The organism is Nitratireductor soli, assembly GCF_001050155.1.
Lineage (GTDB): Bacteria > Pseudomonadota > Alphaproteobacteria > Rhizobiales > Rhizobiaceae > Nitratireductor > Nitratireductor soli.
In genome coordinates, this window is record NZ_LFVY01000005.1 from 112,326 (window position 1) to 138,753 (window position 26,428).

At 64.3% G+C, this 26,428-nt stretch carries 21 protein-coding genes and 1 tRNA gene; 6 read left to right on the forward strand and 16 right to left on the reverse strand.

Going from position 1 to position 26,428, the window contains the following annotated elements:
* Positions 1-53: 53 nt before the first annotated feature.
* The gene (gene hspQ, locus AB843_RS07725; protein WP_087587058.1) at positions 54-386 is read left to right on the forward strand and encodes a heat shock protein HspQ; all 333 of its coding nucleotides are present in this window, start codon (positions 54-56) and stop codon (positions 384-386) included.
* 69 nt (positions 387-455) lie between these two features.
* On the opposite strand, the gene AB843_RS07730 is transcribed toward hspQ, so the two are convergent.
* Positions 456-1,079, reverse strand: coding sequence for an invasion associated locus B family protein (locus tag AB843_RS07730; protein ID WP_048646234.1), 624 nt, complete (start codon positions 1,077-1,079; stop codon positions 456-458).
* A gap of 336 nt (positions 1,080-1,415) precedes the next feature.
* Between AB843_RS07730 and AB843_RS07735 the strand changes: the two genes are divergently transcribed.
* Positions 1,416-3,185: an extracellular solute-binding protein gene (locus AB843_RS07735; RefSeq protein WP_425286799.1), complete on the forward strand. Its 1,770-nt coding sequence runs from the start codon at positions 1,416-1,418 to the stop codon at positions 3,183-3,185.
* Between the two features lie 14 nt (positions 3,186-3,199).
* Positions 3,200-3,883, forward strand: coding sequence for a DsbA family oxidoreductase (locus tag AB843_RS07740; protein ID WP_048646235.1), 684 nt, complete (start codon positions 3,200-3,202; stop codon positions 3,881-3,883).
* Positions 3,884-4,030: 147 nt separating this feature from the next.
* Here the strand turns inward: AB843_RS07740 and mfd are convergent, their stop codons facing one another.
* A complete protein-coding gene (gene mfd, locus AB843_RS07745; protein WP_048646236.1) occupies positions 4,031-7,534 on the reverse strand; it encodes a transcription-repair coupling factor in 3,504 nt (1,167 codons plus the stop codon).
* 13 nt (positions 7,535-7,547) lie between these two features.
* Positions 7,548-7,826: an FAD assembly factor SdhE gene (locus tag AB843_RS07750; protein WP_048646237.1), complete on the reverse strand. Its 279-nt coding sequence runs from the start codon at positions 7,824-7,826 to the stop codon at positions 7,548-7,550.
* Positions 7,827-7,934: 108 nt separating this feature from the next.
* Between AB843_RS07750 and recG the strand changes: the two genes are divergently transcribed.
* Positions 7,935-10,043, forward strand: coding sequence for an ATP-dependent DNA helicase RecG (gene recG, locus AB843_RS07755; RefSeq protein ID WP_048646238.1), 2,109 nt, complete (start codon positions 7,935-7,937; stop codon positions 10,041-10,043).
* Here the strand turns inward: recG and AB843_RS07760 are convergent.
* The 4 genes from AB843_RS07760 to AB843_RS07775 all read right to left on the reverse strand — a co-directional run bounded on the left by AB843_RS07760 (position 9,995) and on the right by AB843_RS07775 (position 15,098).
* Positions 9,995-10,684 (reverse strand): DUF502 domain-containing protein, encoded by a 690-nt coding sequence (locus AB843_RS07760; RefSeq protein ID WP_048646404.1) that lies wholly within the window; start codon positions 10,682-10,684, stop codon positions 9,995-9,997. The two genes, recG and AB843_RS07760, sit on opposite strands and share 49 nt — an antisense overlap.
* 114 nt (positions 10,685-10,798) lie before the next feature.
* Complete coding sequence (gene glmS, locus AB843_RS07765) at positions 10,799-12,622, reverse strand: glutamine--fructose-6-phosphate transaminase (isomerizing) (RefSeq protein WP_048646239.1); 1,824 nt, start codon at positions 12,620-12,622, stop codon at positions 10,799-10,801.
* Between the two features lie 187 nt (positions 12,623-12,809).
* A complete protein-coding gene (gene glmU, locus AB843_RS07770) occupies positions 12,810-14,162 on the reverse strand; it encodes a bifunctional UDP-N-acetylglucosamine diphosphorylase/glucosamine-1-phosphate N-acetyltransferase GlmU (RefSeq protein ID WP_048646405.1) in 1,353 nt (450 codons plus the stop codon).
* Positions 14,163-14,339: 177 nt separating this feature from the next.
* Positions 14,340-15,098, reverse strand: coding sequence for a cytochrome c biogenesis CcdA family protein (locus AB843_RS07775; RefSeq protein ID WP_048646240.1), 759 nt, complete (start codon positions 15,096-15,098; stop codon positions 14,340-14,342).
* 256 nt (positions 15,099-15,354) lie between these two features.
* Here AB843_RS07775 and AB843_RS07780 point away from each other — a divergent pair.
* Positions 15,355-15,430: transfer RNA gene (locus AB843_RS07780), tRNA-Lys, on the forward strand.
* An 11-nt stretch (positions 15,431-15,441) separates the two neighbouring features.
* On the opposite strand, the gene AB843_RS07785 is transcribed toward AB843_RS07780, so the two are convergent.
* A complete protein-coding gene (locus tag AB843_RS07785; RefSeq protein ID WP_048646241.1) occupies positions 15,442-16,317 on the reverse strand; it encodes a bile acid:sodium symporter family protein in 876 nt (291 codons plus the stop codon).
* A gap of 215 nt (positions 16,318-16,532) precedes the next feature.
* Between AB843_RS07785 and AB843_RS07790 the strand changes: the two genes are divergently transcribed.
* Positions 16,533-16,964, forward strand: a complete 432-nt coding sequence (locus AB843_RS07790; protein ID WP_048646242.1) for a hypothetical protein — start codon at positions 16,533-16,535, stop codon at positions 16,962-16,964.
* A 16-nt stretch (positions 16,965-16,980) separates the two neighbouring features.
* On the opposite strand, the gene glpK is transcribed toward AB843_RS07790, so the two are convergent.
* The 8 genes from glpK to glpD form a co-directional block, all read right to left on the reverse strand.
* Positions 16,981-18,474, reverse strand: coding sequence for a glycerol kinase GlpK (gene glpK / locus AB843_RS07795; RefSeq protein WP_048646243.1), 1,494 nt, complete (start codon positions 18,472-18,474; stop codon positions 16,981-16,983).
* 264 nt (positions 18,475-18,738) lie between these two features.
* Positions 18,739-20,469: an ABC transporter substrate-binding protein gene (locus AB843_RS07800; protein WP_048646406.1), complete on the reverse strand. Its 1,731-nt coding sequence runs from the start codon at positions 20,467-20,469 to the stop codon at positions 18,739-18,741.
* Positions 20,470-20,606: 137 nt separating this feature from the next.
* On the reverse strand, positions 20,607-20,891 hold the full coding sequence (locus tag AB843_RS07805) for a DUF2160 domain-containing protein (protein WP_048646244.1): 285 nt from the start codon (positions 20,889-20,891) through the stop codon (positions 20,607-20,609).
* Between the two features lie 26 nt (positions 20,892-20,917).
* Positions 20,918-21,718 carry a carbohydrate ABC transporter permease gene (locus tag AB843_RS07810; protein WP_048646245.1) on the reverse strand — a complete coding sequence of 267 codons (801 nt, stop codon included), beginning with the start codon at positions 21,716-21,718 and terminating at the stop codon, positions 20,918-20,920.
* Positions 21,715-22,578 carry a carbohydrate ABC transporter permease gene (locus tag AB843_RS07815; RefSeq protein WP_048646246.1) on the reverse strand — a complete coding sequence of 288 codons (864 nt, stop codon included), beginning with the start codon at positions 22,576-22,578 and terminating at the stop codon, positions 21,715-21,717. Before AB843_RS07815 ends, AB843_RS07810 begins: the two co-directional genes overlap by 4 nt.
* Positions 22,575-23,666, reverse strand: a complete 1,092-nt coding sequence (locus tag AB843_RS07820) for an ABC transporter ATP-binding protein (RefSeq protein WP_048646247.1) — start codon at positions 23,664-23,666, stop codon at positions 22,575-22,577. Before AB843_RS07820 ends, AB843_RS07815 begins: the two co-directional genes overlap by 4 nt.
* A gap of 9 nt (positions 23,667-23,675) precedes the next feature.
* Positions 23,676-24,758, reverse strand: coding sequence for an ABC transporter ATP-binding protein (locus AB843_RS07825; protein WP_048646248.1), 1,083 nt, complete (start codon positions 24,756-24,758; stop codon positions 23,676-23,678).
* Positions 24,742-26,322 carry a glycerol-3-phosphate dehydrogenase gene (glpD, locus tag AB843_RS07830; protein ID WP_048646249.1) on the reverse strand — a complete coding sequence of 527 codons (1,581 nt, stop codon included), beginning with the start codon at positions 26,320-26,322 and terminating at the stop codon, positions 24,742-24,744. The genes AB843_RS07825 and glpD overlap by 17 nt, the downstream gene beginning before the upstream one ends.
* Between the last annotated feature and the right edge of the window lie 106 nt (positions 26,323-26,428).

The window sequence follows — 26,428 nt, forward strand, 5'->3', positions numbered from 1 at the left end:
GGATTGAATTGTCCGGCTAGCTGCGCCACATAGGGGGCAGAGGTAGACAAAATATGCAAACCATAGGAACCGCCAAATTCCGTATCGGCCAGGTCGTTCGTCACCGGCTGTTCGATTTTCGCGGCGTGATCTTCGACGTCGATCCGGAATTCAACAACACCGAGGCCTGGTATCAGGCGATCCCGGCCGAGATGCGGCCGCGCAAGGATCAGCCTTTCTATCACCTGCTGGCTGAAAACGAGGAGACGGAGTACGTCGCCTACGTCTCGGAGCAAAATCTTTTGGTGGACGACACCGGCGTGCCGGTGCGTCATCCGCAACTATCGGAATTCTTCGTCGAGACCGCTGACGGCCACTACGCGCCGCGTGAGCGAATTCATCACTGATCATAGCGATTTCATAAACGAAAACAGGGCCTTGCGGCCCTGTTTTTAATTCCAGCCTGAGCGAAGAGCCTATTCGCCCTTCTTGGCTTTTTCCTGGGCTTCACGGAGCTTGTCCGTGAACTCCTGATTGTTCTTGTTGACGAAATCCTGCAGCTTCTTCTGACGGTCCTCGATATCGGACTGCGGCAGCGGATCGCCGTCATAGGCGGAGGTGAAGCCCGACAAGGGCATCTTGATCGGGTTCGGCTGGTTCTGGAAATTGACCGAGGTCAGCGTCAGCTCCGAGCCCTTCTTGAAGGAGGCGACGAGTTGGTCCGACAGCGGCGCCTCGGCGATGCAGCGGTCCGGCAGGCAGATCGCGTAGTCGATCTTCTGCGTCTGGCCGCCGTCGATCTGCATGCCAATACCGGGAGGCACCATACGGCCGGTCGGCACGGTGATCTGGAAGACCTTGCGGTTGACCTTGCCCTTGACCTCGATGAGGCTCACGCCGGTGATCATCTGGCCGCTTTCGGCGATCAGCACGTTCTGCACGTTGCAGATGTCGACATCTTCCTGCTTGGTACAGGCCTTGAACCAGCCCTGGGGCTGCTGCTGCTGGGCGACGGCGGTGCCGACTCCGCTTGCCGCCACGCACGTGGCGCCGGCAAGGGCGAACAGAGTGCGGATTGCTTTCGCGTTCAGGCTTTTCATATGGCTCAGTTCCTCTAAATGCACAGCGCCAGAAGATATTCCGGTAGCGTCAACTGTTGGCCAAATGCGGCGACAGAATGACCTTTGTCGGCGTGTTACACTGCCCGTGCGGCCAAATCCAGCCCGCCCGGGCATTTCAGTGGACTTTATGACGGGGTGCGGCAAACTTCACACGGTGGTGACCAATTGCCACAATTGGCTGTGCTAGGCTCGCCGCGAATCAGAGATTTTTCATTATTCGATACAGGTGCAACCATGATTTCTCAGCATTTTTTTCCCCGCATCGCCTTTTCGACAATAATGCTAACAGCTGGGCTGCTAGCGGCGGGCGGCGCCATGGCCGCCGATGAAAAGCCGATGCACGGCATCACCATGCACGGCGCGCCGGCCTTGCCGGCGGACTTTACGCATTTCCCCTATGTCAATCCGGACGCACCGAAGGGCGGCGAGATCACCTATTGCGTGGTCGGGTCGTTCGACAATCTGAACCCGTTCATCCTGAAAAGCATGCGCACCACGGCGCGCGGCGTGATCGACACGATTTTTGGCAATCTGGTGTTCGAACCGCTGATGATGCGCAGCGCCGACGAGCCGTTCTCGCTGTACGGATTGCTCGCCGAAAGCGTCGTCATGGACGATGAGCGCAGCTTTGCCGAGTTCAATCTCGATCCTGACGCCAGATGGTCGGACGGCGAGCCGGTGACGCCGGAAGACGTCATCTTTACCTATGAAGCCTATACGGAAAAGGGCCGCCCGCCCTATTCGAGCCGCATGGCGAAAATCGAGAAGATCGAGAAGACCGGCGATCACAGCGTGCGCTTCACTTTCAACGACCAGGCCGATCGCGAATTTCCGCTGATCATCGCCTTGACGCCGATCGTGCCGAAACACGCCTTCAGCCTCGACACGTTCGACCAGAGCACGCTCAAGCCGGTGATCGGCAGCGGTGCCTACCGCATCGACAAGGTCGAGCCGGGCACGCGCATCACCTTCGCGCGCAATGCCGATTATTGGGGCGAGAAGGTCTCCTCCAAGCGCGGCTATGATAATTTCGACAAGGTCACCATCGAGTACTTCCTCAACGTCAACTCGCTGGTGGAGGCCTTCAAGAAAGGCATCTGCTCGGTCTATTCCGAATCCGACCCGGTGCGTCGCCAGCGCGGCATCGACTTTCCCGCCGCGCGCAATGGCGACGTGGTCAGCGACACGTTCAAGAACGGCGTCCCGCCGGCGGTGTCCGGTTTCTTCTTCAACACGCGCCGCGAAAAATTCGCCGACCCGCGCGTGCGGCGCGCCCTGTCGAAGCTCTATGACTTCGGCTGGGTCAACACGAACATCCTGAAGGGCGAGTACGAGCGGACGCTCAGCTACTGGCAGGGATCGTTCCTTTCGGCGCTCGGCAGGCCTGCCAACGACAGGGAACGCGCCCTGCTCGCGCCTTTCGCCGAGAAGGTGACGCCGGAGATCATGGAGGGAACCTACGGCAAGGATGAAATGTCCGACGCCGAGATCGGCCGGGCACAATTGCGCGCGGCGCTGGATCTGCTGAAAGAGGCGGGATACCGGCTCGAGGGCAACGCGCTGGTCAATCCGGCCGGCGAGGCTCTCACTTTCGAGATCGTCGTCACGTCGCAGGAAGGCGAACGGCTGGCCACCGTCTATCAGCGCGCGCTGCGCAAGATCGGCGTCGATGTGGCGATCCGGCTGCTCGACGATTCACAGGCGCAGCAACGCAAGCAGCGCTACGATTTCGACGTCATCATCGCTTCCGTCGGTTTTTCCGGAACGCTTTCGCCCGGCATCGAACAGTTGACCCGCTGGGGCTCGGATGCCGCCAGGGCCGAAGGCACGTTCAATTTGTCGGGCGCGGCCGATCCGGCCATCGACGCGATGATCGACGCCATGCTCAACGCGCGCGAGGAGGACGACTATGTCGCCGCCGTGCGGGCGCTCGACCGGGTGCTGATGTCCGGCGCCTATGTGGTGCCGATGCAGCACGACAATAACGAATGGGTGGCCTATTGGAGCTATCTCGACCATCCCGAGAAGACGCCGCTCTACGGCTACAAGCTGCAGACCTGGTGGCGCAAGGCCGAGGCCAATTGAGAACGGACACGATCATGTTGCAGCCGCTCCCCGTGACCATCGACGTCGTTTCCGACGTCGTTTGCCCCTGGTGCTATATCGGTCGCGCGCGGCTCGGCCAGGCGATAAAGGCGCTGCCGGACATTCCCGTCGAACTGCGCTGGCGTCCGTTCCAGCTCGACCCGACCCTGCCGCCGAAAGGCAAGGATCGCCATGCCTACATGATGGACAAGTTCGGCAGCGCCGAGCGCATCGGCCAGATGCATCAACAGATTACGGAACTTGGACAAGATGTTGGAATCACGTTTGATTTCGACGCCATCAAAATCTCGCCCAACACGCTCGACGCGCATCGGGTGATCCGTTGGTCGGCGACCGCCGGCGCCGATGTGCAGGACCGGCTGGTCGGGCGGCTGTTCGCGCTCTACTTCGAGGAAGGCGCCGACATCGGCGATCCGGCGGTGCTGATCGAAGGCGCGCGCCAGGCGGGCATGGACGCGGCGCTGGTGGAAACCCTGCTGGCCACCGAGGCGGATCGTCCCGAAGTGCAGCAGGAGATCGCCACGGCGCAGCAGATGGGCGTCACCGGCGTGCCCTGCTTCCTGCTCGAAGGCCGGTTCGCGGTGATGGGCGCGCAGGATCCGGCCACGCTGGCCGATGCGATCAGCAAGGTCGCCGAAGCCAAGGCGAACGGCACGCTCGACGCGCCCGGAGGGTGACGGCGCACAAGCATCAGCCGTTCCGGCATGGACCCTCGGGTCGGGGCCCGAGGGTGACGAATGGCGGGAGTGATACCGTCAGTCGCGGATGCCGGCGATTTGCATCACCCATCCCCGCAGTTCGTCATGCCCGGCCCCCGCCCCGCTTCACGCCGCCTTCTTCTCGATCAGCCGCACCAGCTGCGTCATGATGACGGCGGCGCCGGCAAGACGCTTCTCCGGCGTCGGCCAGTCGCGGATGAAGACGATGCTGTGGTCGGGGCGGATCTTGGCCAGCGACCCCTGCTCGCCGACGAAGCGCACCAGGCCGGCGGGCTCGGCGAACTCCCGGTTGCGGAAATGCACCACCGTGCCCTTCGGGCCGGCATCGAGCTTTTCCACATTGGCGCGGCGGCACAGCGCCTTGATGAAGACGATCTTCAACAGATGCTCGACCTCCTGCGGCAGCGCGCCGAAGCGGTCGATCAACTCGGCACCGAAGGCGTCGATGTCCTCGGTCGTCGTCAGATCGGCCAGGCGGCGGTACAGCGCGAGGCGCAATTGCAGGTCGGGGACGAAGCTTTCGGGGATCATCACGGCGGTGCCGACGGTGATCTGCGGCGACCAGCCGGTGTCGGCAACCTCGTCCGATCCCTTCAACTCGGCCACGGCCTCCTCCAGCATCTGCTGGTAGAGTTCGTAGCCGACTTCCTTGATGTGGCCCGACTGCTCCTCGCCGAGCAGATTGCCGGCGCCGCGAATGTCGAGATCGTGGCTGGCGAGCTGAAAGCCGGCGCCCAGCGTGTCGAGCGACTGCAACACTTTCAGCCGGCGTTCGGCCGTCGTCGTCAAGGTCTTGTTCGGCGGCAGGGTGAACAGCGCATAGGCACGCACCTTGGAGCGCCCGACCCGGCCGCGCAGCTGGTAGAGCTGGGCCAGGCCGAACATGTCCGAGCGGTGGACGATCAGCGTGTTGGCGGTCGGGATGTCGAGGCCGGATTCGACGATGGTCGTCGACAGGAGCACGTCGTACTGGCCATCATAGAAGGCGTTCATGATGTCGTCGAGCTCGCCGGGGGCGATCTGGCCGTGGGCGGTGGCGACCTTCAGCTCCGGCACCTGCTCGGCGAGGAATTCGCGCATCTGCGCCAGGTCGGAAACGCGCGGCACGACATAGAAGCTCTGGCCGCCGCGATAGCGCTCGCGCAGCAGCGTCTCGCGGATGACCAGCGGATCGAGCGGCGAGATGAAGCTGCGCACGGCCATGCGGTCGACGGGTGCGGTGGTGATCAGCGACAATTCGCGCACGCCGGTCAGCGCCAGTTGCAGGGTGCGCGGGATCGGTGTTGCCGACAGGGTGAGCACATGGACGTCCGATTTCAGATCCTTCAGCCGTTCCTTGTGCTTGACGCCGAAATGCTGCTCTTCGTCGATGATCAACAGGCCGAGATTCTTGAAATCGACCGAGCTGCCGAGCAGCGCATGGGTGCCGACGACGATGTCGATCGTGCCGTCGGTGAGCCCCTTCTTGGTCTCGGCGAGCTCCTTCGGGCCGACCAGGCGTGAGGCTTGCCGCACGGTGAGCGGCAGGCCGGCGAAGCGATCGCGGAACGTCTTGAAATGCTGGCGGGCAAGCAGTGTCGTCGGCACGACGACGGCGACCTGCAACCCTTCCATGGCGGCGACGAAGGCGGCGCGCAGCGCCACCTCGGTCTTGCCGAAACCGACATCGCCACAGATCAGCCGGTCCATCGGCCGGCCCGACGCCAGGTCCTCCAGCACCGCGTCAATGGCCGTCTGCTGGTCGTCTGTCTCCTCATAGGGGAAGCGGGCGGCGAACTCCCCGTAGAGCCCGTCGGGTGGGGCGAGCTTGACGCCGGGACGCATCTGCCGCTCGGCGGCGATGCGGATCAGGTGCCCGGCCATCTCGAGCAGCTTCTTCTTGAGCTTGGCCTTGCGCGACTGCCATGCGACGCCGCCCAGCTTGTCGAGCATGGTGTCGGGGCCATCCGAGCCGTAGCGCGACAGGAGCTCGATGTTTTCGACCGGCAGGAACAGGCGGTCCTCGCCGGCATAACGCAGTTCCAGGCAATCATGCGGCGCACCGGCTGCCTCGATGGTGCGCAGGCCGATGAAGCGGCCAATGCCGTGATCGGCGTGGACGACGATGTCGCCGGCGGCAAGCGCCGCCACCTCGGAAATGAAATCCGACGCCTTCTTGCGCTTCTTGGCGCGGCGCACCAGGCGGTCGCCCAGAATGTCCTGTTCGCAGATGACGGCGAGCCCGGCCGTCTCGAACCCGGTCTCGAGCGGCAATATGCCGATGCCGGCCTGCTGGGACGGCAGTTTTTCCAACTCGGACAGGGTTTCGACCCGGGCGACATTGCCCAGATTGTGTTCGGCAAGGATCTGCGACAGCCGCTCGGCCGATCCCTCGCTCCAACCGGCGATCAGCACGCGCTTGCCCTTGGCGCGCAGCGCGCCGATGTGCTTGACCACATGGTCGAACACATTGGCCTTCGGATCGGCGCGTTCCTCGGCGAAATCATGCCCGGCCTCGGCGCCGGCATGGTGGATGCGAGCCGCGCTCGTCTCCGGCGTGGCGAAGGGCGTGAAGCGGACGACGCGCCGGCCGGCAACGGCCTGGCTGATCTCGCCGGGGTCGAGATAGAGGGTTTCGGGCGCGACCGGCTTGTAGGGAACGGCCCCACCCAGATCGCTGCCGGCCATCTGCTGGCGGCGCGCCTCGTAATGATCGACGATCAGCGCGTGCCGCTCGCCGAGTGCCTCCTCGGCCAGATGGTCGAAGATCAGCGGCGCGTCGGGCATGTAGTCGAGCACGCTTTCCAGCCGCTCGTGAAACAGCGGCAGCCAGTGCTCCATGCCGGCGAAGCGGCGGCCCTCGCTGACGGCGGCGTAGAGCGCATCGTCGCGCGAGGGCGCGCCGAAGGCCTCGATGTAGTTGCGGCGAAAACGGCTGATCGTCTCGGGCGTCAGCGTGACCTCGCTCATTGCCTGCAGCGCAATTTCACCGCGCTGGCCGGTGGTGCGCTGGCTGGCGACGTCGAAGGCGCGGATCGATTCGAGCGTGTCGCCGAAGAAATCGAGCCGCAGCGCCTCGTTCCAGCCCGGTGCGAAAAGATCGAGAATGCCGCCGCGCACGGCATATTCGCCGATGTCGCGGACCGTCGAGACCCGTTCGAAGCCGCTTGTCTCCAGCCGCGCGGTCAGGGCCTGCATGTCGACCTGGTTGCCGGGCTTGGCGAAAAAGCCCTGGGCGCCGATCTGGCCAGCCGGCGGCATGCACTGCAGCAGCGCGTTGGCGCTGACCAGAACGACCGCGCGGTGCGGTTTGTTGCGCAACGCTGCCATCGCCGCCATGGCGGCCAGGCGGCGCGCCGCCGTGTCGCCGCCGGGCGAAACCCGGTCATAGGGAAGACAATCCCAGGCCGGCAGGTCGAGCACCGGCAGGCCCGGTTCGGCAAAGCGCAGCGCCTCGGCGATGATCGGCAGGCGCTGGCCGTCGCGCAGGACGAAGATGACAGGGCCGTCAGGCGCCATTTCGCGCGCGGCAACAGCCAGTGCGAAGGCTTCGAAACCATCGGCGACGCCGTCCACCGTGACAGCGCCTGCGCCGCTCGCCGGCAGTTTGATTGCGTCGATCAGGCCCATGGAATCGTCTGCCTCAATTGCCCCGCGCGGCGAGGATGCGGGCGAAGAGCGGCGTGTCGTGCGGCGGCTGCACCGCGGCCTCGCCGGTTACCCATTTGAACAATTGCGTGTCGGGAACTTCGAGCAGCGCTTCATACTGGTCGAGTTCGTCGTCGCTCAGCCGGTCGATCTCGGCGTCGGCAAAGCCGCCGAGCACCAGGTCCATTTCGCGCGTGCCACGCCGCCAGGAACGGACCAAAGCGCGCCGCCGGCGCGGGTCGAGATCGTGGCTCGAACGGGTTGTGCCTGTCATGGTCTGGCCTTCGATTTGCGGGATTTGTCGCTTGCCCGCGCGGATATAGCGTGTGTACGACCGTCTGTCAGCCTTGCGTCACGCAAATGCGGCTTTAATCATGACACAATGCGCCCTTCACTCCTCGATCCCCTGTTTGCTCCCGCAACCGCGCTTGACGGCGTCGGCGCCAAAGTCGCCGATCTGCTGTCGAACATCGTGCCGGGCGACGTGGCCGGGCGCGACCTGCGCGTCGGCGATCTGCTGTTCGTCCTGCCGCATTCGCTGGTCGACCGGCGCAATCGGCCGGGCGTCGCGCTGGCGCCCGAGGGCGCGGTGGTCACGCTGGAACTGAGGGTCGGCCGGCATCACCCCTCGCCGCCCGGCCGCAAGAACGCGCCCTACCGGGTCTATGCCTTCGACGAGACCGGCGAAATCGCCTTGACCTTCTTTCATGCGCGCGCGCCGTGGCTGGAAAAGATGCTGCCGGAAGGTGAGCAGGTGCTGGTCAGTGGCCGGATGGAATGGTTCAACGGCCGACCGTCCATGGTTCACCCGGATTTCATCGTGCCGCTGGCCGAAGCCGCCACGCTGCCGCTGCTGGAGCCGGTCTATCCGCTGACGGCGGGGCTTTCGTCAAAAGTCCTGCGACGGGCCATCGGCCAGGCGCTCGACCGGCTGCCGGCGCTGCCGGAATGGCAGGATGAGAGTTTTCTCAAGCGCAACGCCTGGTCCTCCTTCACCGATGCGCTGCGAAGGTTGCATGCGCCTGAGCAAGCGGAGGACACGGACCCGGAAAACCCGTTCTGGCGGCGGCTCGCCTATGATGAATTGCTGGCCGGTCAATTGTCGCTGGCGCTGGTGCGGGCCCGGGTGAAACGGCTTTCGGGCCGGCCTCTGGTCGGCAACGGGCGCATCGAGGCCAAAATCCGCGCCGCCCTGCCCTACAGGCTGACGCAAAGCCAGGAACAGGCCGTGCGCGAGATCCACGAGGATCTGGCAACGCCTGAGCGCATGGTGCGCCTTCTGCAGGGCGATGTCGGCGCCGGCAAGACCGTGGTGGCGCTGCTGGCCATGGCGCGGGCGGCGGAAGCCGGCGGACAATCGGCCCTGATGGCGCCGACCGAAATCCTCGCCCGGCAGCATTTTGCGACGATCGAACCCCTGGCGCGGGCGGCCGGGCTGGCCGCGGCCGTGTTGACAGGCCGCGAAAAGGGCAAGGAGCGTGAGCGCGTCCTGGCCGAGATCGCCTCCGGCGCCGTCGATTTCGTCATCGGCACCCATGCGCTGTTCCAGGAAACGGTGCAGTTCCACGACCTGGCGCTGGCCGTCGTCGACGAGCAGCACCGGTTCGGCGTGCATCAGCGGCTGGCCATCACCGCCAAGGGCAATGCGCCCGACATGCTGGTGATGACCGCAACGCCGATCCCGCGCACGCTGGTGCTGTCGGCCTTCGGCGACATGGATGTCTCGCGCCTGACGGAAAAGCCCGCCGGCCGGCAGCCGATCCGCACCGTCACCCTGCCGATGGAACGACTGGCCGAACTGGTCGAGCGCATCCGCAAGGCGCTGGCCGAAGGCCAGAAGGCCTATTGGATCTGCCCGCTGGTGGAGGAATCCGAGGAGGTGCCGCTGACCTCGGCGGAAGACCGATACGCCGCGCTGCAAAAGGTCTTCGGCGCAGCCGTCGGGCTCGTGCACGGGCGGATGAAGGCGCAGCAGAAGGACGAGGCGATGCGCGCCTTCAAGGCCGGTGAGACGCGCATTCTTGTCGGCACGACCGTGGTCGAAGTGGGTGTCGACGTGTCGGATGCGACGATCATCGTCATCGAGCATGCCGAGCGGTTCGGCCTGGCGCAATTGCACCAGTTGCGCGGCCGGGTCGGGCGCGGCGCGCAGGCGTCGTCCTGCGTGCTGCTCTACAAGGGGCCGCTTGGCCAGACAGCAACGCGGCGGCTCGAAGTGCTGCGCGAAACGGAGGATGGCTTCGTCATCGCCGAGGAGGATTTGAAATTGCGCGGCGAAGGCGATCTGCTCGGCACCAAGCAATCGGGCACGCCGGGCTTTCGCGTGGCGCGCATCGAGACCCATGCCGATCTGCTGCAAGCGGCGCGCGACGATGCGCGGCTGATCCTCGCCCGTGACCCGGAACTGGAAACGCCGCGCGGCGAAGCGCTGCGGTTGCTGCTCTATCTGTTCGGGCGCGACGAGGCGGTGCGCTTGCTGCGCGCCGGCTGAGCGGTTTCGGCCAGCGCCTTGGTCTTCGCCTGGTATTCGGGCGCGACGAGGCCGGCGGAAATCACCAGCTTGGCCCCCTCCTCGACCGTCATCTTCAGTTCGATGACGTCAGCTTTGGGCACGAAGAGGAGATAGCCCGAAGTGGGGTTCGGCGTCGTCGGCAGGAACACGGCGATGGTCTGGCCGGCGTCCTCCTCGATCTGCGCCTGCACCTCGCCGCGCGTTTCCGTGGCGATGAAGACCAGCGCCCATAGGCCCTTGCGCGGATATTCGATGAGGCCGACCTTCTTGAACGTGTCGGAGCGCTCCGACAGCACGGTCTCGAGGATCTGCTTCAGGCCGCGATAGACGCTGCGCACCAGGGGCATGCGTCCGAGAATGTTCTCGCCAATCGAAATGACCGTGCGGCCGATGAAATTGGCCGTCAGGAAGCCGACGAGGGTGATGACGATCAGCGCGACGATCAGGCCAAAACCCGGCACGGGAAACGGCAGGTAATAGTCGGGACTATAGCGCAGCGGGATGTAGGGTTTGACCCAGGAATCGACCCAGCCGATCATCGACCACGCCAGATAGGCGGTGATGGCGAGCGGTGCGGTGACGATCAGGCCCGTGAAGAAATAGTTGCGCAGGCGGGTCATGGTGCGAAAACGGGCCTCGATATGGCGGAGCAACGGAAAGTGCCCGGCGGACACTAATCCACCGGGCTCGATAATAGAATAGTTTTTCCTGCCGCTCTGTGGCGGATTTGCGGCTTATTCGACCGTGACCGACTTTGCCAGGTTGCGCGGCTGGTCGACATCCGTGCCCATGATGACGGCGGTATGATAGGCGAGCAATTGCACGGGCAATGCGTAGACGATCGGCGCGACGAATTCGGGCACGTCCGGCATGATGATCGTCTCGAGCGTTTTAAGCGTCGCTCTTGCCGCACCCTTCTCGTCGGTGATCAGGATGATCCTGCCGCCGCGCGCGGCGACTTCCTGCATGTTGGAGACGGTTTTTTCAAAGATGCGGTCATAGGGCGCGATGACGATGACCGGCATCTGCTCGTCGATCAGGGCGATCGGCCCGTGCTTCAACTCGCCGGCCGCATAGCCCTCGGCATGAATATAGGAGATTTCCTTCAGCTTCAGCGCGCCCTCCATGGCGAGCGGATAGCTGGTGTCGCGGCCAAGATAGAGCACATGGCGCACATGGGAAAGTTCGCGCGCCACCGTCTCGATGCGGTCGCTGAGCTTCAGCGCCTGGGCGGCGTAGCGCGGCGCTTCGGAGAGCTGGCGGACGAAATCGCGCTCCTGGTCGGCGCTGATGGTGCCGCGCGCCTTGGCCGCCTTCAATGCCAGCGAGGCCAGAACCGAAAGCTGGCAGGTGAAGGCCTTGGTCGAGGCGACGCCGATCTCGGGACCGGCCAATGTCGGGAAGATGCCGTCGCTCTCGCGGGCGATGGTCGATTCGCGCACGTTGACGATGGCCGAAATCGGCACGCCCTCGCTTCGGCAATAGCGCAGCGAGGCGAGCGTGTCGGCGGTTTCGCCCGATTGCGAGATGAACAACGCGGCGCTGTCCTTCGACAGCGGCATCTCGCGGTAGCGGAACTCCGAGGCGATGTCGATATCGACCGGCAGCCGCGCATAGCGCTCGAACCAGTATTTGCCGATCAATCCAGCCAGGTAGGCCGTGCCGCAGGCGGAGATTGCGATGCGGTCGATCTTGGCGAAGTCGAACGGCAGATCGAAATTTCCCACCGTACCGGCGCTGAAATCCAGATAATGCGCCAGCGTGTGCGAAATCACCTCCGGCTGCTCATGGATTTCCTTTTCCATGAAATGGCGGTGGTTGCCCTTGTCGACCATCAGGCTGGTGCCGATGGATTGCTGCCGCTGGCGCGCGACGGGCTTGCCGTCCATGTCGAAGATCTCGATGCCGGAGCGCCGCACCACCACCCAATCGCCGTCTTCCAGATAGGTGATGGCGTTGGTGAAGGGGGCCAGCGCGATGGCGTCCGAGCCCAGATACATCTCGCCGTCGCCATGACCGACGGCCAGCGGCGGGCCGTTGCGCGCGCCGACGATGAGGTCGTCGTCGCCGCGGAACATGATGGCCAGAGCGAAGGCGCCGCGCAGCTGTTTCAGCGCGGCGAACGCGGCGTCCCTGGGGGCGGCACCGGAGCGCAGCTCGCGGGCGATCAGATGCGCCACGACCTCGGTGTCGGTCTGCGAGGAGAAGACGAAGCCCTGCCCGGTCAACTCGTCGCGCAGCTCGGAAAAATTCTCGATGATGCCGTTGTGGACGATGGCCACGTCGTCGGCGAAATGCGGATGGGCGTTGGTCTCGTTGGGCACGCCATGGGTCGCCCAGCGCGTGTGTCCGATGCCGATCAGGCCGCCCAGCGGCTCCGCGCCCAGACGCCGTTCCAGATTGACCAGCTTGCCCTCGGCGCGGCGGCGCGCCAGATGGCCGTGTTCGATGGTGGCGACGCCCGCCGAATCATAACCGCGATATTCGAGGCGCTTTAGCGCATCGACGATCAGAGGGGCGACCGGCGTATGCCCGACAATGCCAACGATTCCACACATGTGACGGCCCTAGCCTCCCACCGAATTTGCCCAAGACCCAATCCTGCCGTTCTTCTAGAGCGCCGGCGAAGCGGGTAAAAATCAACAAGTCTTTCAGTCCATTTCAGCTTCAGCGGGTAACGGACGCTATGGATATCCGTACCGCAACCGTCTTGAAACTCCGTTACGCAAATCCGCTCAAGGCGCTTTATTTCTTCGCCTTCAGCGCGGCCAGCCGCTCGCGCAACCGCTTGCCAAAACCTTCGCGTGTCGACTGGCGCGCACGGCCGAAAGCCAGGGCGTCGGCGGGCACCGATTCGGTGATGACGCTGCCCGAGGCGATATAGGCGCCGGCGCCGATGGTGACCGGGGCGACGAGCGAGGAATTGGTGCCGACAAAGGCGCCGGGCTCGACATCGGTGAAATGTTTCGAGAACCCGTCATAGTTGCAGGTGATGGTGCCGGCGCCGATATTGGCCTTCGCGCCGATCCGCGCGTCGCCGATATAGGACAGATGCGGAACCTTGGCGCCCGGCTCTATGCGCGCCTTCTTGATCTCGACGAAATTGCCGATCTTGGCGCCCGTCATGATTTCCGCGCCGGGCCGCAACCGGGCGAAAGGACCAATCGCGGCGCCGTCTTCCACGCGCGCCTCCTCAATGTGACAGCAGGCGTGGATGACGACATTGGCGCCGATGACGGCGCCCGGACCGAAGAAGACGTTCGGCTCCAGAACCGTATCCGCGCCGATCACCGTGTCATGGGCGAAGAATACGGTTTCGGGGGCGATCATCGTCACGCCATCGAGCATCGCCTGCCGGCGGCGGCGGCGCTGCCAGATGGCTTCGGCCTCCGCCAGCTCGGCGCGGTTGTTGATGCCCAGCGCGCTTTCGAAATCTGCCTCGATGGCGCGCACCGTCATGCCCTGCCCGGCGGCGATCTCGACAATGTCCGTCAGATAATACTCGCCCTTGGCGTTGTCGTTGCCGACGGCGTCGAGCAGCGACAGGGCTTTTGCACCGGCAATGGCCATCGCTCCGCCGTTGCAAAAGGTGATGCGCCGCTCCTCGTCCGTGCAGTCCTTTTCCTCGCGAATGGCGGTCAGGGCGTCGCCCTTTTCGATCAGCCTTCCATAGCCGGTCGGCCGTTCGGTGCGAAAGCCCATGACGACCACGTCGGCGCCCACTGCCAGGGCCGCGCGCATCTGGCGAAGGGCATCGCGGGCGATCAACGGCGTGTCGCCGAAGGTCACCAGAATGTCATCGTAACCACGGGCGATTGCCGCGCGGGCGGCCAGCACCGCGTGTCCGGTTCCCAGCCTCTCGGCCTGAACGAAACTTTCCACACGGGGCGCAAAAGAACCGGCGGCGGCCGTCACCGCATCGGCGCCATGGCCGACCACCAGCGCGGTGTCGCCGCCGCCGGCCTCTTGCACGGCGCGCGCCACATGGGCCAGCATTTCCAGCCCGGCGATCTTGTGCAGGACCTTCGGCGTGGCGCTTTTCATGCGTGTGCCCTCGCCTGCGGCGAGAATGACGGAAAGGCAACTGCGTTCATTCAGCGATGGCAGCGATGGCAAGGATGGCATGGAGACGACCCGTCGCGGTTCAGAATCGGCCCTGTTTAGCATCACAGCGGCCTAGTGCAACGCTTCAGTAGAAATGAAGGCTTCGCATTCATTTCTACTGAAGCAAAGTTGCCCTAGAATCAATATTTTAGCGGCACCAATGCCACGGCGTCAGCCGAGCCTGCCAAGGGCTGGAAAGGTTTCCAGAAGCCAGAATGCCATGGATTGCATGCCGCCGGTGAGAAACAGCACGCCGGCCAGCACCAGCAGGCCGCCCATCACCTTCTCGACGCGGCCGAGATGCATGCGGAAACGCGACAGGAAGCGCATGAAGCTGCTCGAGAACAGGGCGGCGATGAGGAACGGGATGCCGAGGCCCAGCGAATAGACCGCCAGCAGCGCCGCGCCGGCGCCGACCGTTTCGCGCCCGCCGGCCAGCGTCAGGATCGGCCCCAGCACCGGGCCGATGCAGGGCGTCCAGCCGAAAGCGAAGGCCAGGCCCATGACATAGGCGCCAAGCCCGGTCGCCGGCTTGCCGCCCGCTTGAAAACGCGCTTCGCGCGACAAGAACGGTATGCGCAGGATGCCGAGGAAATTCAGCCCCATCAGGATGATGACGATGCCGGCAGCGATGGCCAGTTCCTGCTGCCAGGCGCGCAGCACCGCGCCGATGCTCGAGGCGCCGGCGCCGAGCAGGACAAACACGGTGGTGAACCCCAGAACGAAGGCGAGCGAGGCGGAAAACAGCGCCATGCGCGTTTGGCTCGGCGCGGCGCGCGCGCCATCCGCCGGCGCCCGGCCCTGAAACTCCTCGACCGAAACACCCGCCATGTAGCAGAGGTAGGGCGGCACGAGCGGCAGCACGCAGGGCGAAAGAAACGACAGGGCGCCGGCCCCCAATGCGCTCAGATAACCGACATCAACCGCCATGCTTCATTTCCCGTGCGTTCCGTTTCGTCCGTTCGCTCACCCGCCCCGGCATCCGGCGAGCCGAGCGTGATCCCTATACGCACACGGATTTGCCGGCGCCAATCACCTTTGCGTGGCATGTGGTCGCGACGCGGGGAGAGGAAGCCCGGCCGACAGGCGAAAAAATGCGGCGGCACATCGGCGGTTTTGCGGTTGACCGGCGATAAGCGCCTCTCTATGTTCCGCGCACTTTCCAGGCCCTGCTCGGGGCCCCCGGGAGCGCGTAGCTCAGTTGGTAGAGCAACTGACTTTTAATCAGTAGGTCCAGGGTTCGAGCCCCTGCGCGCTCACCAGAAATCAACAATCAGTTCGACGATTGCACCGGCCGCCGGTTGAGCAGCCAGACGAAGGCTGCGCAGGTCAGGTACGACATGACCCCGTAAAGGCCCGGTGGGATGGCCATTTGCGAATCGTTCAGCATGAACTCGCTGAGCGCGATGGTGATGACCAGCGCCGCATTGTGAATGCCGATCGACATGGCAAGCGCCACCGCCTGTGGTTGGGCGACGCCGAGCATTTTTGGCACCACATATCCGATCGCCAGGCTCAGCACGTTGAAGATCAAAACGGTCGTACCAATCGCCGGGCCCCACTTCAGCAGCAAATCCCAATGGCTGACCAGGGCGAAGACGATCACCAGTGCCAGGAACAGCGAGGCCAGCAGCTTGACCGGCCGGTCAAGGCGGCGCGCGAGTTCGGCGCGGCGGCTGCGAATGACGGCGCCGACGATCGCCGGCACCAGGGCGATGGCAAAAATCTGCAGCACCTGCATCGCTTGAAGCCCGACCGCGCGTTGCTCGCCGAGGAAGTGCGCCACGGACAGGTTGGCGATGATCGGCAGGCTGAACATGGCGAGGACGGAGGTCACCGCTGCGAATGCGAGGCTGAGCGCGACATCGCCGCGGGCGAGATGCGTGTAGAGCGCCGCTGTCGTGCCGGCGGGACTGGCCGCCAGAAGCATCATGCCGACGGAGATGGAAACCGGCAGGCCGGAAACGGTGAGAAGGACGAAACAGAGGAGCGGCAGGAGCACGATCTGACAGCACAGGCCGATGATCAGAGGCCGCGGCTTGGCAATCACCTGCAGGAAATCTTCGATCCGAAGCGAAAGCCCCAGTCCCAGCATGATGATGACCAAAGCGACTGGCAGGCCGACATTGATGGCAAGACCGGGTTCCATGCGTTTTCGCCCCTCGTGAATCACCCAGTTCGGACTATCCGAGCTTCCTGCGCGATGCGCAAGCAGCCGACCAAACTGATGCTGCCAGAGTTCCGGCTCATTCCTGCCAGGCGGCGCTGCCATGACGGGGAATTCGATTGCATCCGGCTTGCAGAAGCGTTTCAGTGCTGGCCATGCCTTGATTGGAGCGTGGACGGCCTGGCCATGGAAACGAAATGATGACGATCCGCTTCGGTTCTTGCCTTTTCAGTTTGAGCCTTGCGCTCGCTCTGGCCGTCAACGCGTCGCTGCCGGCCATGGCGGACGACAATCCGACAATCTCCGCCTGGTACGCGGCATTGATCGACAGTGATCGCGCGGGGTTCGGCGAATTGCTGGCCGTCGATGCGGTGATCGTGCTGCAGGATCTCGGCATCACGCAGACGAAGGCCGAGTTCATCGCCGCGCTCGACGCGTGGGAAACGGCCGCCGAAGGCGTCCGGATCAGGCATCGCGTCGATGGCGGCGAGAACGGCCTCATCGCGGTGGCGGTGTGTTACGATTTTCCCGACAATCAGCTCCTGACGCGGGAATTGTCCGCGATCGAGGCCAACCGGATCACGAAAAGCGTCCAGGCCGGCGTGTCGGACGATTGCGGCGATCTGTGAAACCTGGCGCCGCTGGCTAAGACGAAGACAGCGTGCGGCGCACCGCGTCGCGCCAGCCTTTCAGCCGCTCTTTGCGCTCTGCTTCACCCATTTGCGGCGTGAACTGCCGGTCGAGCGCCCAGGCCCTGGCGAATGTCGCCGCATCGGGCCACACACCTGCCCGCGATCCGGCCAGCCACGCGGCGCCCAGCGCCGTGGTTTCCAGCATGGTCGGCCGGTCGACGGGCGCGTCGAGCATGTCGGCCACGCATTGCATCGTCCAGTCGCTCGCCACCATGCCGCCATCGACACGCAGAACTGTACTGCCGGCGCCGCCCTTCCAATCCTTGCGCATGGCGTCGAGCAGGTCGCGCGTCTGGTAGGCAACGGATTCCAAGGTCGCGCGGGCAAACTCCGCCGGGCCGGTGTTGCGCGTCAGGCCGAAGATCGCGCCGCGCGCCTCGGCGTCCCAATAGGGCGCGCCCAGGCCGACAAAGGCCGGCACGAGATAGACATGCTGCGTCGGATCGGCCTTCGCGGCAAGCGCCCCGGAATCGGCCGCCCTGCCGATCACCTTCAGCCCGTCGCGCAGCCATTGCACGGCCGCGCCCGCGACGAAAATCGACCCTTCCAGCGCATAGGTGGTCTTGCCGCCGAGCCGATAGGCGATGGTGGTGAGCAGCCGGTTCTTCGAGCGCACCAGCGTCTCGCCGGTGTTGAGCACGGCGAAGCAGCCTGTTCCGTAAGTGGCCTTCAGCATGCCCGGTTCGAAACAGGCCTGGCCGATGACCGCCGCCTGCTGGTCGCCGGCAACGCCGAGAATGGGGATTTCGGCGCCGAACAGTTTCTTGTCGGTGACGCCGAAATCGTCTGCGCAGTCCTTCACCTGCGGCAGCATCACCCTCGGAATGTCGAGGATTTTCAGCAGCGTGTCGTCCCAGGCATTGGTCTTGATGTTGTAAAGCAGCGTGCGCGAGGCGTTGGTGGCGTCGGTGACGTGCGAGCGGCCGCCGGTCAGGCGCCAGATGAGAAAGCTGTCGATGGTGCCGGCCATCAGCTCGCCGTTTTCGGCGCGCTGGCGCGCGCCCTTCACGCGTTCGAGGATCCAGGCAAGCTTGGTGCCGGAGAAATAGGGATCGAGCAACAGGCCGGTCCTGGCGGTGAAGGTCTTTTCCAGACCCTGCTTCTTGAGCTTTTCGCACAGCGGCGCGGTGCGGCGATCCTGCCAGACGATGGCGTTGTGGATCGGGCGGCCTGTATCGCGCTCCCAGACGACCACGGTCTCGCGCTGGTTGGTGATGCCGATCGCGGCGATGTCGCCGCCCGTGAGCTTCGCCTTGCGCAGCGCGGCGCGGACGGTGGCGACGACGCTCTTCCAGATGTCTTCCGGATCATGTTCGACCCAGCCGGAATCGGGATAATGCTGCGGAAACTCCTTCTGCCCGGTGGCGATGGCCCGCATCTTGCCGTCGAAGACGATCGCCCGGCTCGATGTCGTGCCCTGGTCGATCGCCAATATGTGGCGGTTCATGCTTCCTCCCGTCCTGGGCTCTTTCGGCGTCGAGGATATGGTGATGCTCAGGCATGGATCCTCGGGTCAAGCCCGAGGATGACGAAACAATGTGTTTGCTCAGATTGCCAAGGTTGGCGATTGGTCGCAATGCCTCTGCCATCGTCATCCTCGGGCTTGACCCGAGGATCCATGCCGGAACGATCCCGCTCCGCAGGCTCGCCGGTCTTGTTCGCTCGTGGAGGCGGACCTGCGCCGCCTCCACGGATCGTGGCTCGAAAAGCCCTACTGCCAGCGCTTGACGATTTCCTCATAGACGATGGTCTCGCCCTGCGGCTTCTCGTTTTCGAGCTTGGCCTTGGCGCCGCCCTTGCCGATCCACTCGGACGGGTCCTTTTCCTCGTTGAGACGCGGGCCGCAGCCGCCATAGACATTGGCGGATTCGTCGGCCGCCTGCATGCGGGCCATGGTGATGTCCATTTCGCCTGCCAGCCGGTCCATCGCTTCCTGCGGCGTGAAGGCGCCGGAGTTCACGTCACCGATCTGCTGCCACCAGATCTGCGCCAGTTTCGGATAGTCGGGAACGTTGATGCCGGTATCCGTCCACAAAACACGGTCGGGCGAGCGATAGAACTCGACCAGGCCGCCGAGTTTCGGCGCGCGCTCGGTGAAGGATTCATGGTTGACCGTCGAATCGCGGATGATGGTCAGGCCGGTGTGGCTCTTCTTCACGTCGACGGTCTTGGAGGTGACGAACTGGGCATAGAGCCAGGCCGCCTTGCGCCGGTCGACCGGGGTCGACTTGAACAGGGTCCAGGAACCGACATCCTGATAGCCGAGCTTCATGCCTTCTTCCCAGTAGGGCCCGTGCGGCGAGGGAGCCATCTTCCACAACAGATTGCCCTCGTCGTCGACTGTGTTGTTGCCCTCGCCCTTGGCCTTGACCATGTCGGCGGTGAAGGCCGTGTACCAGAAGATCTGCTGGGCGACGTTGCCCTGGCTGAGGGCCGGCAGGGACTGGTAGAAGTCCAGATCGGCGGCGCCGGGCGGTGCATACTGGCGCAGCCACTCATCCCATTTGCGGATGGAGTAGACGGCGGCCGGGCCGTTGGTAGCGCCACCGCGGCTGACGGACGCGCCGGCGGGATTGCACGAGCCCTCCTCCATGCGGATGCCCCATTCGTCGATGGGACGGCCGTTGGGCAGGCCTTTCGAGCCGGCACCGGCCATCGACAGCCAGGCATCGGTCATGCGCCAGCCGAGATCGGGCGCGCGCTTGCCGTAGTCCATGTGGCCGTAGACGCGAACGCCGTCGATCTCCTTCACGTCGTTGGTGAAGAAGTCGGCGATGTCCTCATAGGCCGACCAGTTGACCGGAACGCCGAGCTCGTAGCCGTATTTGGCCTTGAACTGCTCCTTCAGGTCGGCGCGGTCGAACCAGTCCTTGCGGAACCAGTAGAGATTGGCGAACTGCTGGTCAGGCAATTGCCAGAGCTTGCCATCGGGGCCGGTGGCGGAGGCAAGGCCGATGAAATCTTCCAGGTCGAGGGTCGGCGAGGTGACGTCCTTGCCCTCGCCTTCCATCCATTCCGTCAGACTGACCGCGCTCTGCAGGCGCGAATGCGTGCCGACGAGGTCGGCGTCGTTGACATAGGCGTCGTAAAGATTGCGGTTGGTCTGCATCTGCGTCTGGACGGCCTGCACCACCTCGCCCTCACCGAGCAATTGGTGGTTGACCTTGATGCCGGTGATCTCCTCGAACGCCTTGGTCAGGGTCTCGGCTTCATAGCTGTGGGTGGGGATCGTCTCCGACAGGACGTTGATCTCCATGCCGGAAAAGGGCTCGGCCGCCTTGATGAACCAGTCCATCTCGGCCAGTTGCTCGTCGCGCGTCAGCGATGAGGGCTGGAACTCGGCATCGACCCATTTCTCCGCGGCTGCCATGTCCGCCATGGCCTGGCCGGGCAGCCAGAGCAAAGCGATTGCAGCAACGGATGCTTTCAAATGCGCTTTCATTTCAAACTCCTCCTCCTGTTTCCGCATGCTTTACGCGAATGCGGTTGTGGCGATTTTCCCCTGCCGTTCCTGATGCAGAGACAAGCGCCTGTTTCGCCGGAACGCCGTTTGGCATTCCCGCGTTTCACTGCCGATGGCTAAACCCAGCGGAAAACCGCAAAGGCATAAGCCAGCGACAAGACCGTGCCGCCCCAAAGCGACAAGTCCGTAAACCCAAGCCATCCGAGATGGATGAACGCGCTGCCCAGAAGCGAGATGAACAGCCGGTCGCCGCGCGTCGTGTCGAGACCGAGGATGCCGTGGCGCGGACCGCCGCCGGGGCTCGCCCATTCCCAGACCGTCATGGCGCAGAGCAGCGCCAGGATGACGGCGAAGAAGGTCGCCGTCTGCCAGGTCCAGGCCATCCAGGTGAGATCAAGCATATGGTTCCTCCCTGTCCGAACCGGGCCTACACCCGCCCGAGGGCGAAGCCCTTGGCGATGTAGTTGCGGACGAAATAGATGACGATGGCGCCTGGAATGATGGTCAGCACGCCGGCGGCGGCCAGCAGGCCAAGCTCGTATCCGGACGTGCTGGCCGTGCGCGTCATGACGGCGGCGATGGGCTTGGCGGCGACCGAGGTCAGCGTCTTGGCCAGAAGCAGCTCCACCCATGAGAACATGAAGCAGAAGAAGGCCGTGACACCGATGCCCGAGGCGATCAGCGGCATGAAGATCTTGACGAAGAAGCGCGGGAACGAATAGCCGTCGATATAGGCCGTCTCGTCGATCTCCTTCGGCACGCCCGACATGAAGCCTTCGAGGATCCAGACGGCCAGCGGAATGTTGAACAGGCAATGGGCCAGCGCCACGGCCCAGGGCGTGTCGAACAGGCCGATCGCCGAATAGAGTTGGTAGAAGGGCAAGGCAAAAACCGCCGGCGGCGCCATGCGGTTGGTCAGGAGCCAGAAGAACAGATGCTTGTCGCCAAGGAAGCGGTAGCGCGAGAAGGCATAGGCCGCCGGCAGAGCGAATGAAACGGAAATCACCGTGTTTATAAGCACATAGCTGATCGAGCTGATGTATCCATTATACCAGACCGGATTGGTCAGGATCTCCACATAACTGGCCGTGGTGAAATTCTTCGGCCACGGGCTGAAGCCGCCGAGGATCTCGTTGGTGGTCTTGAACGACATGTTGACCAGCCAGTAGATCGGCAGGAGCAGGAAGGTGATGTAGAGCGTCGGCACGAGCCACTTCGTCAGTCTCATTGCTCGTCTCCCCGCATCATCAGCGTGTAGAAGATCCAGCTCACCAGCAGCGTTATCAGGAAGTAGATGATGCTCATGGCGGCGGCGATGCCGAGGTTGAACTCGCCGAGCGCGGCCTTGACCAGATCGATCGACAGGAAGGTGGTGGCGTTGCCCGGGCCGCCGCCGGTGAGCACGAACGGCTCGGTGTAGATCATGAAGGAATCCATGAAGCGCAGGAGCACGGCGATGGTCAGCACGCGGTTCATCTTCGGCAGCTGGATGAAGCGGAAGACGGACCAACGCGAGGCGCCGTCGATCTTGGCCGCCTGATAATAGGCTTCGGGGATCGAGCGCAGGCCGGCATAGGCGAGCAGCACCACCAGCGAGGTCCAGTGCCAGACATCCATCAGGACGACGGTGAACCAGGCTGCGAAGGGCTGGCGGGTGAAATTATACGGAATGCCGAGCTTGTTCAGGCCGTAGCCGAGCAGGCCGATATCGGGCAGCGCCATGATGTTCCACATAGCGCCGACGACGTTCCACGGGATCAGCAGCGGCAGCGCCATCAGCACCAGGCAGACGGACACCCAGGGGCCGGAGCGCGGCATGGTCAGGGCGATCGCGACGCCGAGCGGCACCTCGATCGCCAGGATGATGAAGGTGAACATGAACTGGCGCAGCAAAGACGCATGGAAGCGCGGCGAGGCCAGCACGTCCTGGTACCATTTCGTGCCCTCGAAGAAGAACAGATTGTTGCCGAAGGTTTCCTGCACCGAGTAGTTGACCACCGTCATCAGCGGAATGATGGCGTTGAAGGCCACCAGCAGCAGCACCGGCAGGACGAGGAACCAGGCGCGGTTGTTCCAGGTCTTGGTCATGCGCCCGCCCCCCTGCCCGGCTGAGCCAGATCGACCCGCCAGGAATTGGCGTAAAGGTTGATGCCGGCAGGATCGAACGTCACATGCGGCTCTGCCGGCACGGTCATGTCCTCGGGCATGACGGCGGCGATTATCCGTCCGTCGAGCGCCGCGCGGACGATCTTGCGCCGGCCCGTATCCTCGACGCGGTCGATGCGGACCGGAATGCCCTCGGCGCCGATGCGGACATATTCGGGCCGCACGCCGAGTTCGGTGCGGGCCGCGCCGTCGAGCGCGGCAATGCCCGGCAGTGCGACGCGATGCGCGCCGATGTGAGCGGCGGCGCCCTCGACCCGAACCGGAATGACATTCATGCCGGGCGAGCCGATGAAATAGCCGACGAAAGTGTGGTTCGGCCGCTCGAACAATTCCTCGGGCGTGCCGATCTGGACGATCTCGCCCTCGTTCATCACCACCACCTGGTCGGCGAAGGTCAGGGCCTCGGTCTGGTCGTGCGTCACATAGACCATGGTGAAGGCGAAGCGGCGGTGTAGTTCCTTCAATTGCGAGCGCAGCACCCATTTCATATGCGGGTCGATCACCGTCAGCGGCTCGTCGAACAGGATGGCGCTGACATCGGAGCGCACCAGGCCGCGGCCAAGGGCGATCTTCTGCTTGTCGTCGGCGGTCAGGCCCCTGGCCTTCTGCCCGGCGCGGTCGGCCAGGCCGATCATCTCCAGGATCTCGTTCACCCGGCGCTCGATCTCGCCGGCGGCAACGCCGCGATTGCGCAGGGGAAAGGCCAGATTGTCGCGGACGCTCATCGTGTCGTAGACCACCGGAAACTGGAACACCTGGGCGATGTTGCGCTCTTCCGTCGACAGGCCCGTGACATCGCGCCCGTCGAACAGGATTTCGCCTTCGGTCGGCCGCAACAGACCCGACATGATGTTGAGCAGCGTGGTCTTGCCGCAGCCCGACGGCCCGAGCAGCGCATAGGCGCCGCCATCGTCGAATGTGTGATGAACCCGCTTCAGGGCGAAATCATCGTCGCCCTTGGGCGCTGCCATGTAGGCGTGGCGGATGTTGTTGAGGTCGATGCGCGCCATCCGCTCCCCCTATGCCGCCAAAGCCGCGGCGGTGGAAATGCGCCGGCCGCTTGTGTCGAAGACGAGCATGTGGCGCGTGTCGATGAAGGCGCGCACGCTTTCCCCGACATCGAGCCGGTGGATGCCCTCCTCGAGCATGACCCAGCGCCGGCCGGCGAAATCCAGATGGACAAAACTCTCGGAGCCGGTGATCTCGGTCACCGAGACGCGCGCCTCGACGGCAACGGCGTCTGAGGCGCGCGGCTGAAAAGAAAGATGGTGTGGCTGAAAGCCGAGCGTGTACGCGCCGTCGGCTATGCCGCTCAAGCGAGCCGGCACCTGGAGGTTCAGCCCACCATCAAGCTGGAAATTCGATCCCCTCTTGTCGACCGCAACAATGTTCAGGGGCGGATCGGCGAAGGTTTGCGCCGTGATGAGGTCGGCGGGTTCGCGGAACAATTCGATGGTCGGACCGAACTGCGTCACACGACCCTCGCTGAGCGCTGCCGTATGACCGCCCAGAAGCAGGGCCTCGCTGGGCTCGGTCGTCGCATAGACGAAGATGGCACCGGAGGCGGCGAAGATTCTCGGCAGTTCGGCGCGCAGTTCCTCGCGCAGCTTGTAGTCGAGATTGGCGAGCGGCTCGTCAAGCAGGACAAGGCGGGCCTCCTTGACCATGGCGCGTGCCAGGGCCGTGCGCTGCTGCTGGCCGCCCGACAGTTCCAGCGGCGTGCGGCGCAGATGCGGCGTCAGATGCAGCAGATCGGCGGCATGCGTTACCCGCTCCTCGATCACCGCCTTGGCGACGCCAGCCACGCGCAGCGGCGAGGCGATGTTTTCATACACGGTCATGGCCGGGTAGTTGATGAATTGCTGGTAGACCATGGCGACGCTGCGCTTCTGCACCGGCACGCCGGTGACATCCTGGCCCTCCATCCAGATGCTGCCTTCCGTCGGCCGGTCGAGCCCGGCCATCAGCCGCATCAGGCTGGTCTTGCCGGCCAGCGTCGGGCCGAGCAGCACGTTCAAAGAGCCTGGCGCGAAGGTCAGCGACACATGGCTGATATGCGGCTGGCCGGATGTGGTCTTCGACACATCACGCAGTTCCAGCATGGCGTCCCCCTCCCTCGTGGCCGATCCGTGCCGCATCCCGGCTCGCGCTGACCAGGCCGCGCATGAAGGCGTCGACCACGGCCGCTTCCTCCACCGTCATGTGCAGGCCGCGCTTGGTGCGCCGCCACAGGACGTCCTCGCCGGTCACCGCCCATTCCTCGCGGGCGAGATAATGCAGTTCCGCCTCGTAGAGATCGGAGCCGAAATGGCGGCCAAGATCGGCCCGGCTCTTCGCCCCGCCGAGCAGCCGGCGCGCCTTGGTGCCGTAAAGCCGCACCAGGCGCCGGGCGTGGGCCGCTTCGAGGAACGGATGGTCGCGCTGCAACGCATCGACTTGGGCTGCGTATCCATCGGCCGGGAAGTCGCCGCCCGGCAGCGTCGCCGCGCCGGTCCATGGCGCGCCGCCGGCGCCCAGCGTATCGCCGATCTTGTCGAGCGCGGCCTCGGCCAGCTTGCGGTAGGTGGTGATCTTGCCGCCGAAGACATGCAGCATCGGCGCGCCGTCGCCGGTCGTCTCCGTCTTCAGGACATAGTCGCGGGTTGCTTCCTGCGCCTTGGACGCACCGTCGTCGAACAGTGGGCGGACGCCGGAATAGGTCCAGACGATGTCGTCGCTTGTGACCGGCCGGGTAAAATATTCGCTGGCGGCGGCACAGAGATAATCGATCTCCTCGCCGCTGATGGCCACGTCCTTCGGGTCGCCGTCATAATCCTGGTCGGTGGTGCCGATCAGGGTGAAATCCTCCTCATAGGGGATGGCGAAGATGATGCGGCCATCGGCATTCTGGAAGAAATAGGCGCGCGGATCGTCGGATATGCGCCGGGTGACGATGTGGCTGCCCTTGACCAGGCGCACATTGTCGACGTCGTTCTGGCCGAGCACACCGGCGATCACATGATCGACCCAGGGGCCGGCCGCATTGACCAGGTAGCGGGCCTGCACCGTCTCGACGGCGCCCGACGTCAGGTCCTGCATGCGGATGGTCCAGATGCCGTCCGCGCTCGATGCCGACACGACTTTCGTGCGCGTGCGCAGATCGGCGCCCCGGTCGGCGGCGTCACGGGCGTTGAGGATGACGAAGCGCGCGTCGTTGACCCAGCAGTCGGAATATTCGAAGGCGCGCCGATAGGCATTCTTCAGCGGTTTGCCGGCGGGGTCGCTGCGCATGTCGAGCGTGCGTGTCTTGGGCAGCAGCCGGCGGCCGCCGATGTGATCGTAGAGAAACAGGCCGAGCCGGATCAGCCAGGCCGGCCGCAGCCCCTTGTGCAGGGGCAGGACGAAACGCATCGGCCAGATGATGTGCGGCGCGTTGTGCCACAGCACCTCGCGCTCCATCAGCGCTTCGCGCACCAGGCGGAACTCGTAATGCTCGAGGTAGCGCAGGCCGCCATGGATCAGTTTTGTCGAACCGGAGGAGGTGCCGCTGGCCAGATCGTTCATTTCGGCCAGGCAGACCGAATAGCCGCGCCCGACCGCGTCGCGGGCGATGCCGCACCCGTTGATGCCGCCGCCGATGACGAACACATCAAGGATTTCAGAAGCGCGAACGGCTGAAGCCGGCAATCGATCCTCCCTCGTCTCCGGCCCAGTTCTTGGCCTAGTTCTCGGCTCAGTCGGCATTGCTTGCCGTTCCCATCGCCAATGGAGACAAAGTGAATTATTTAGAAAC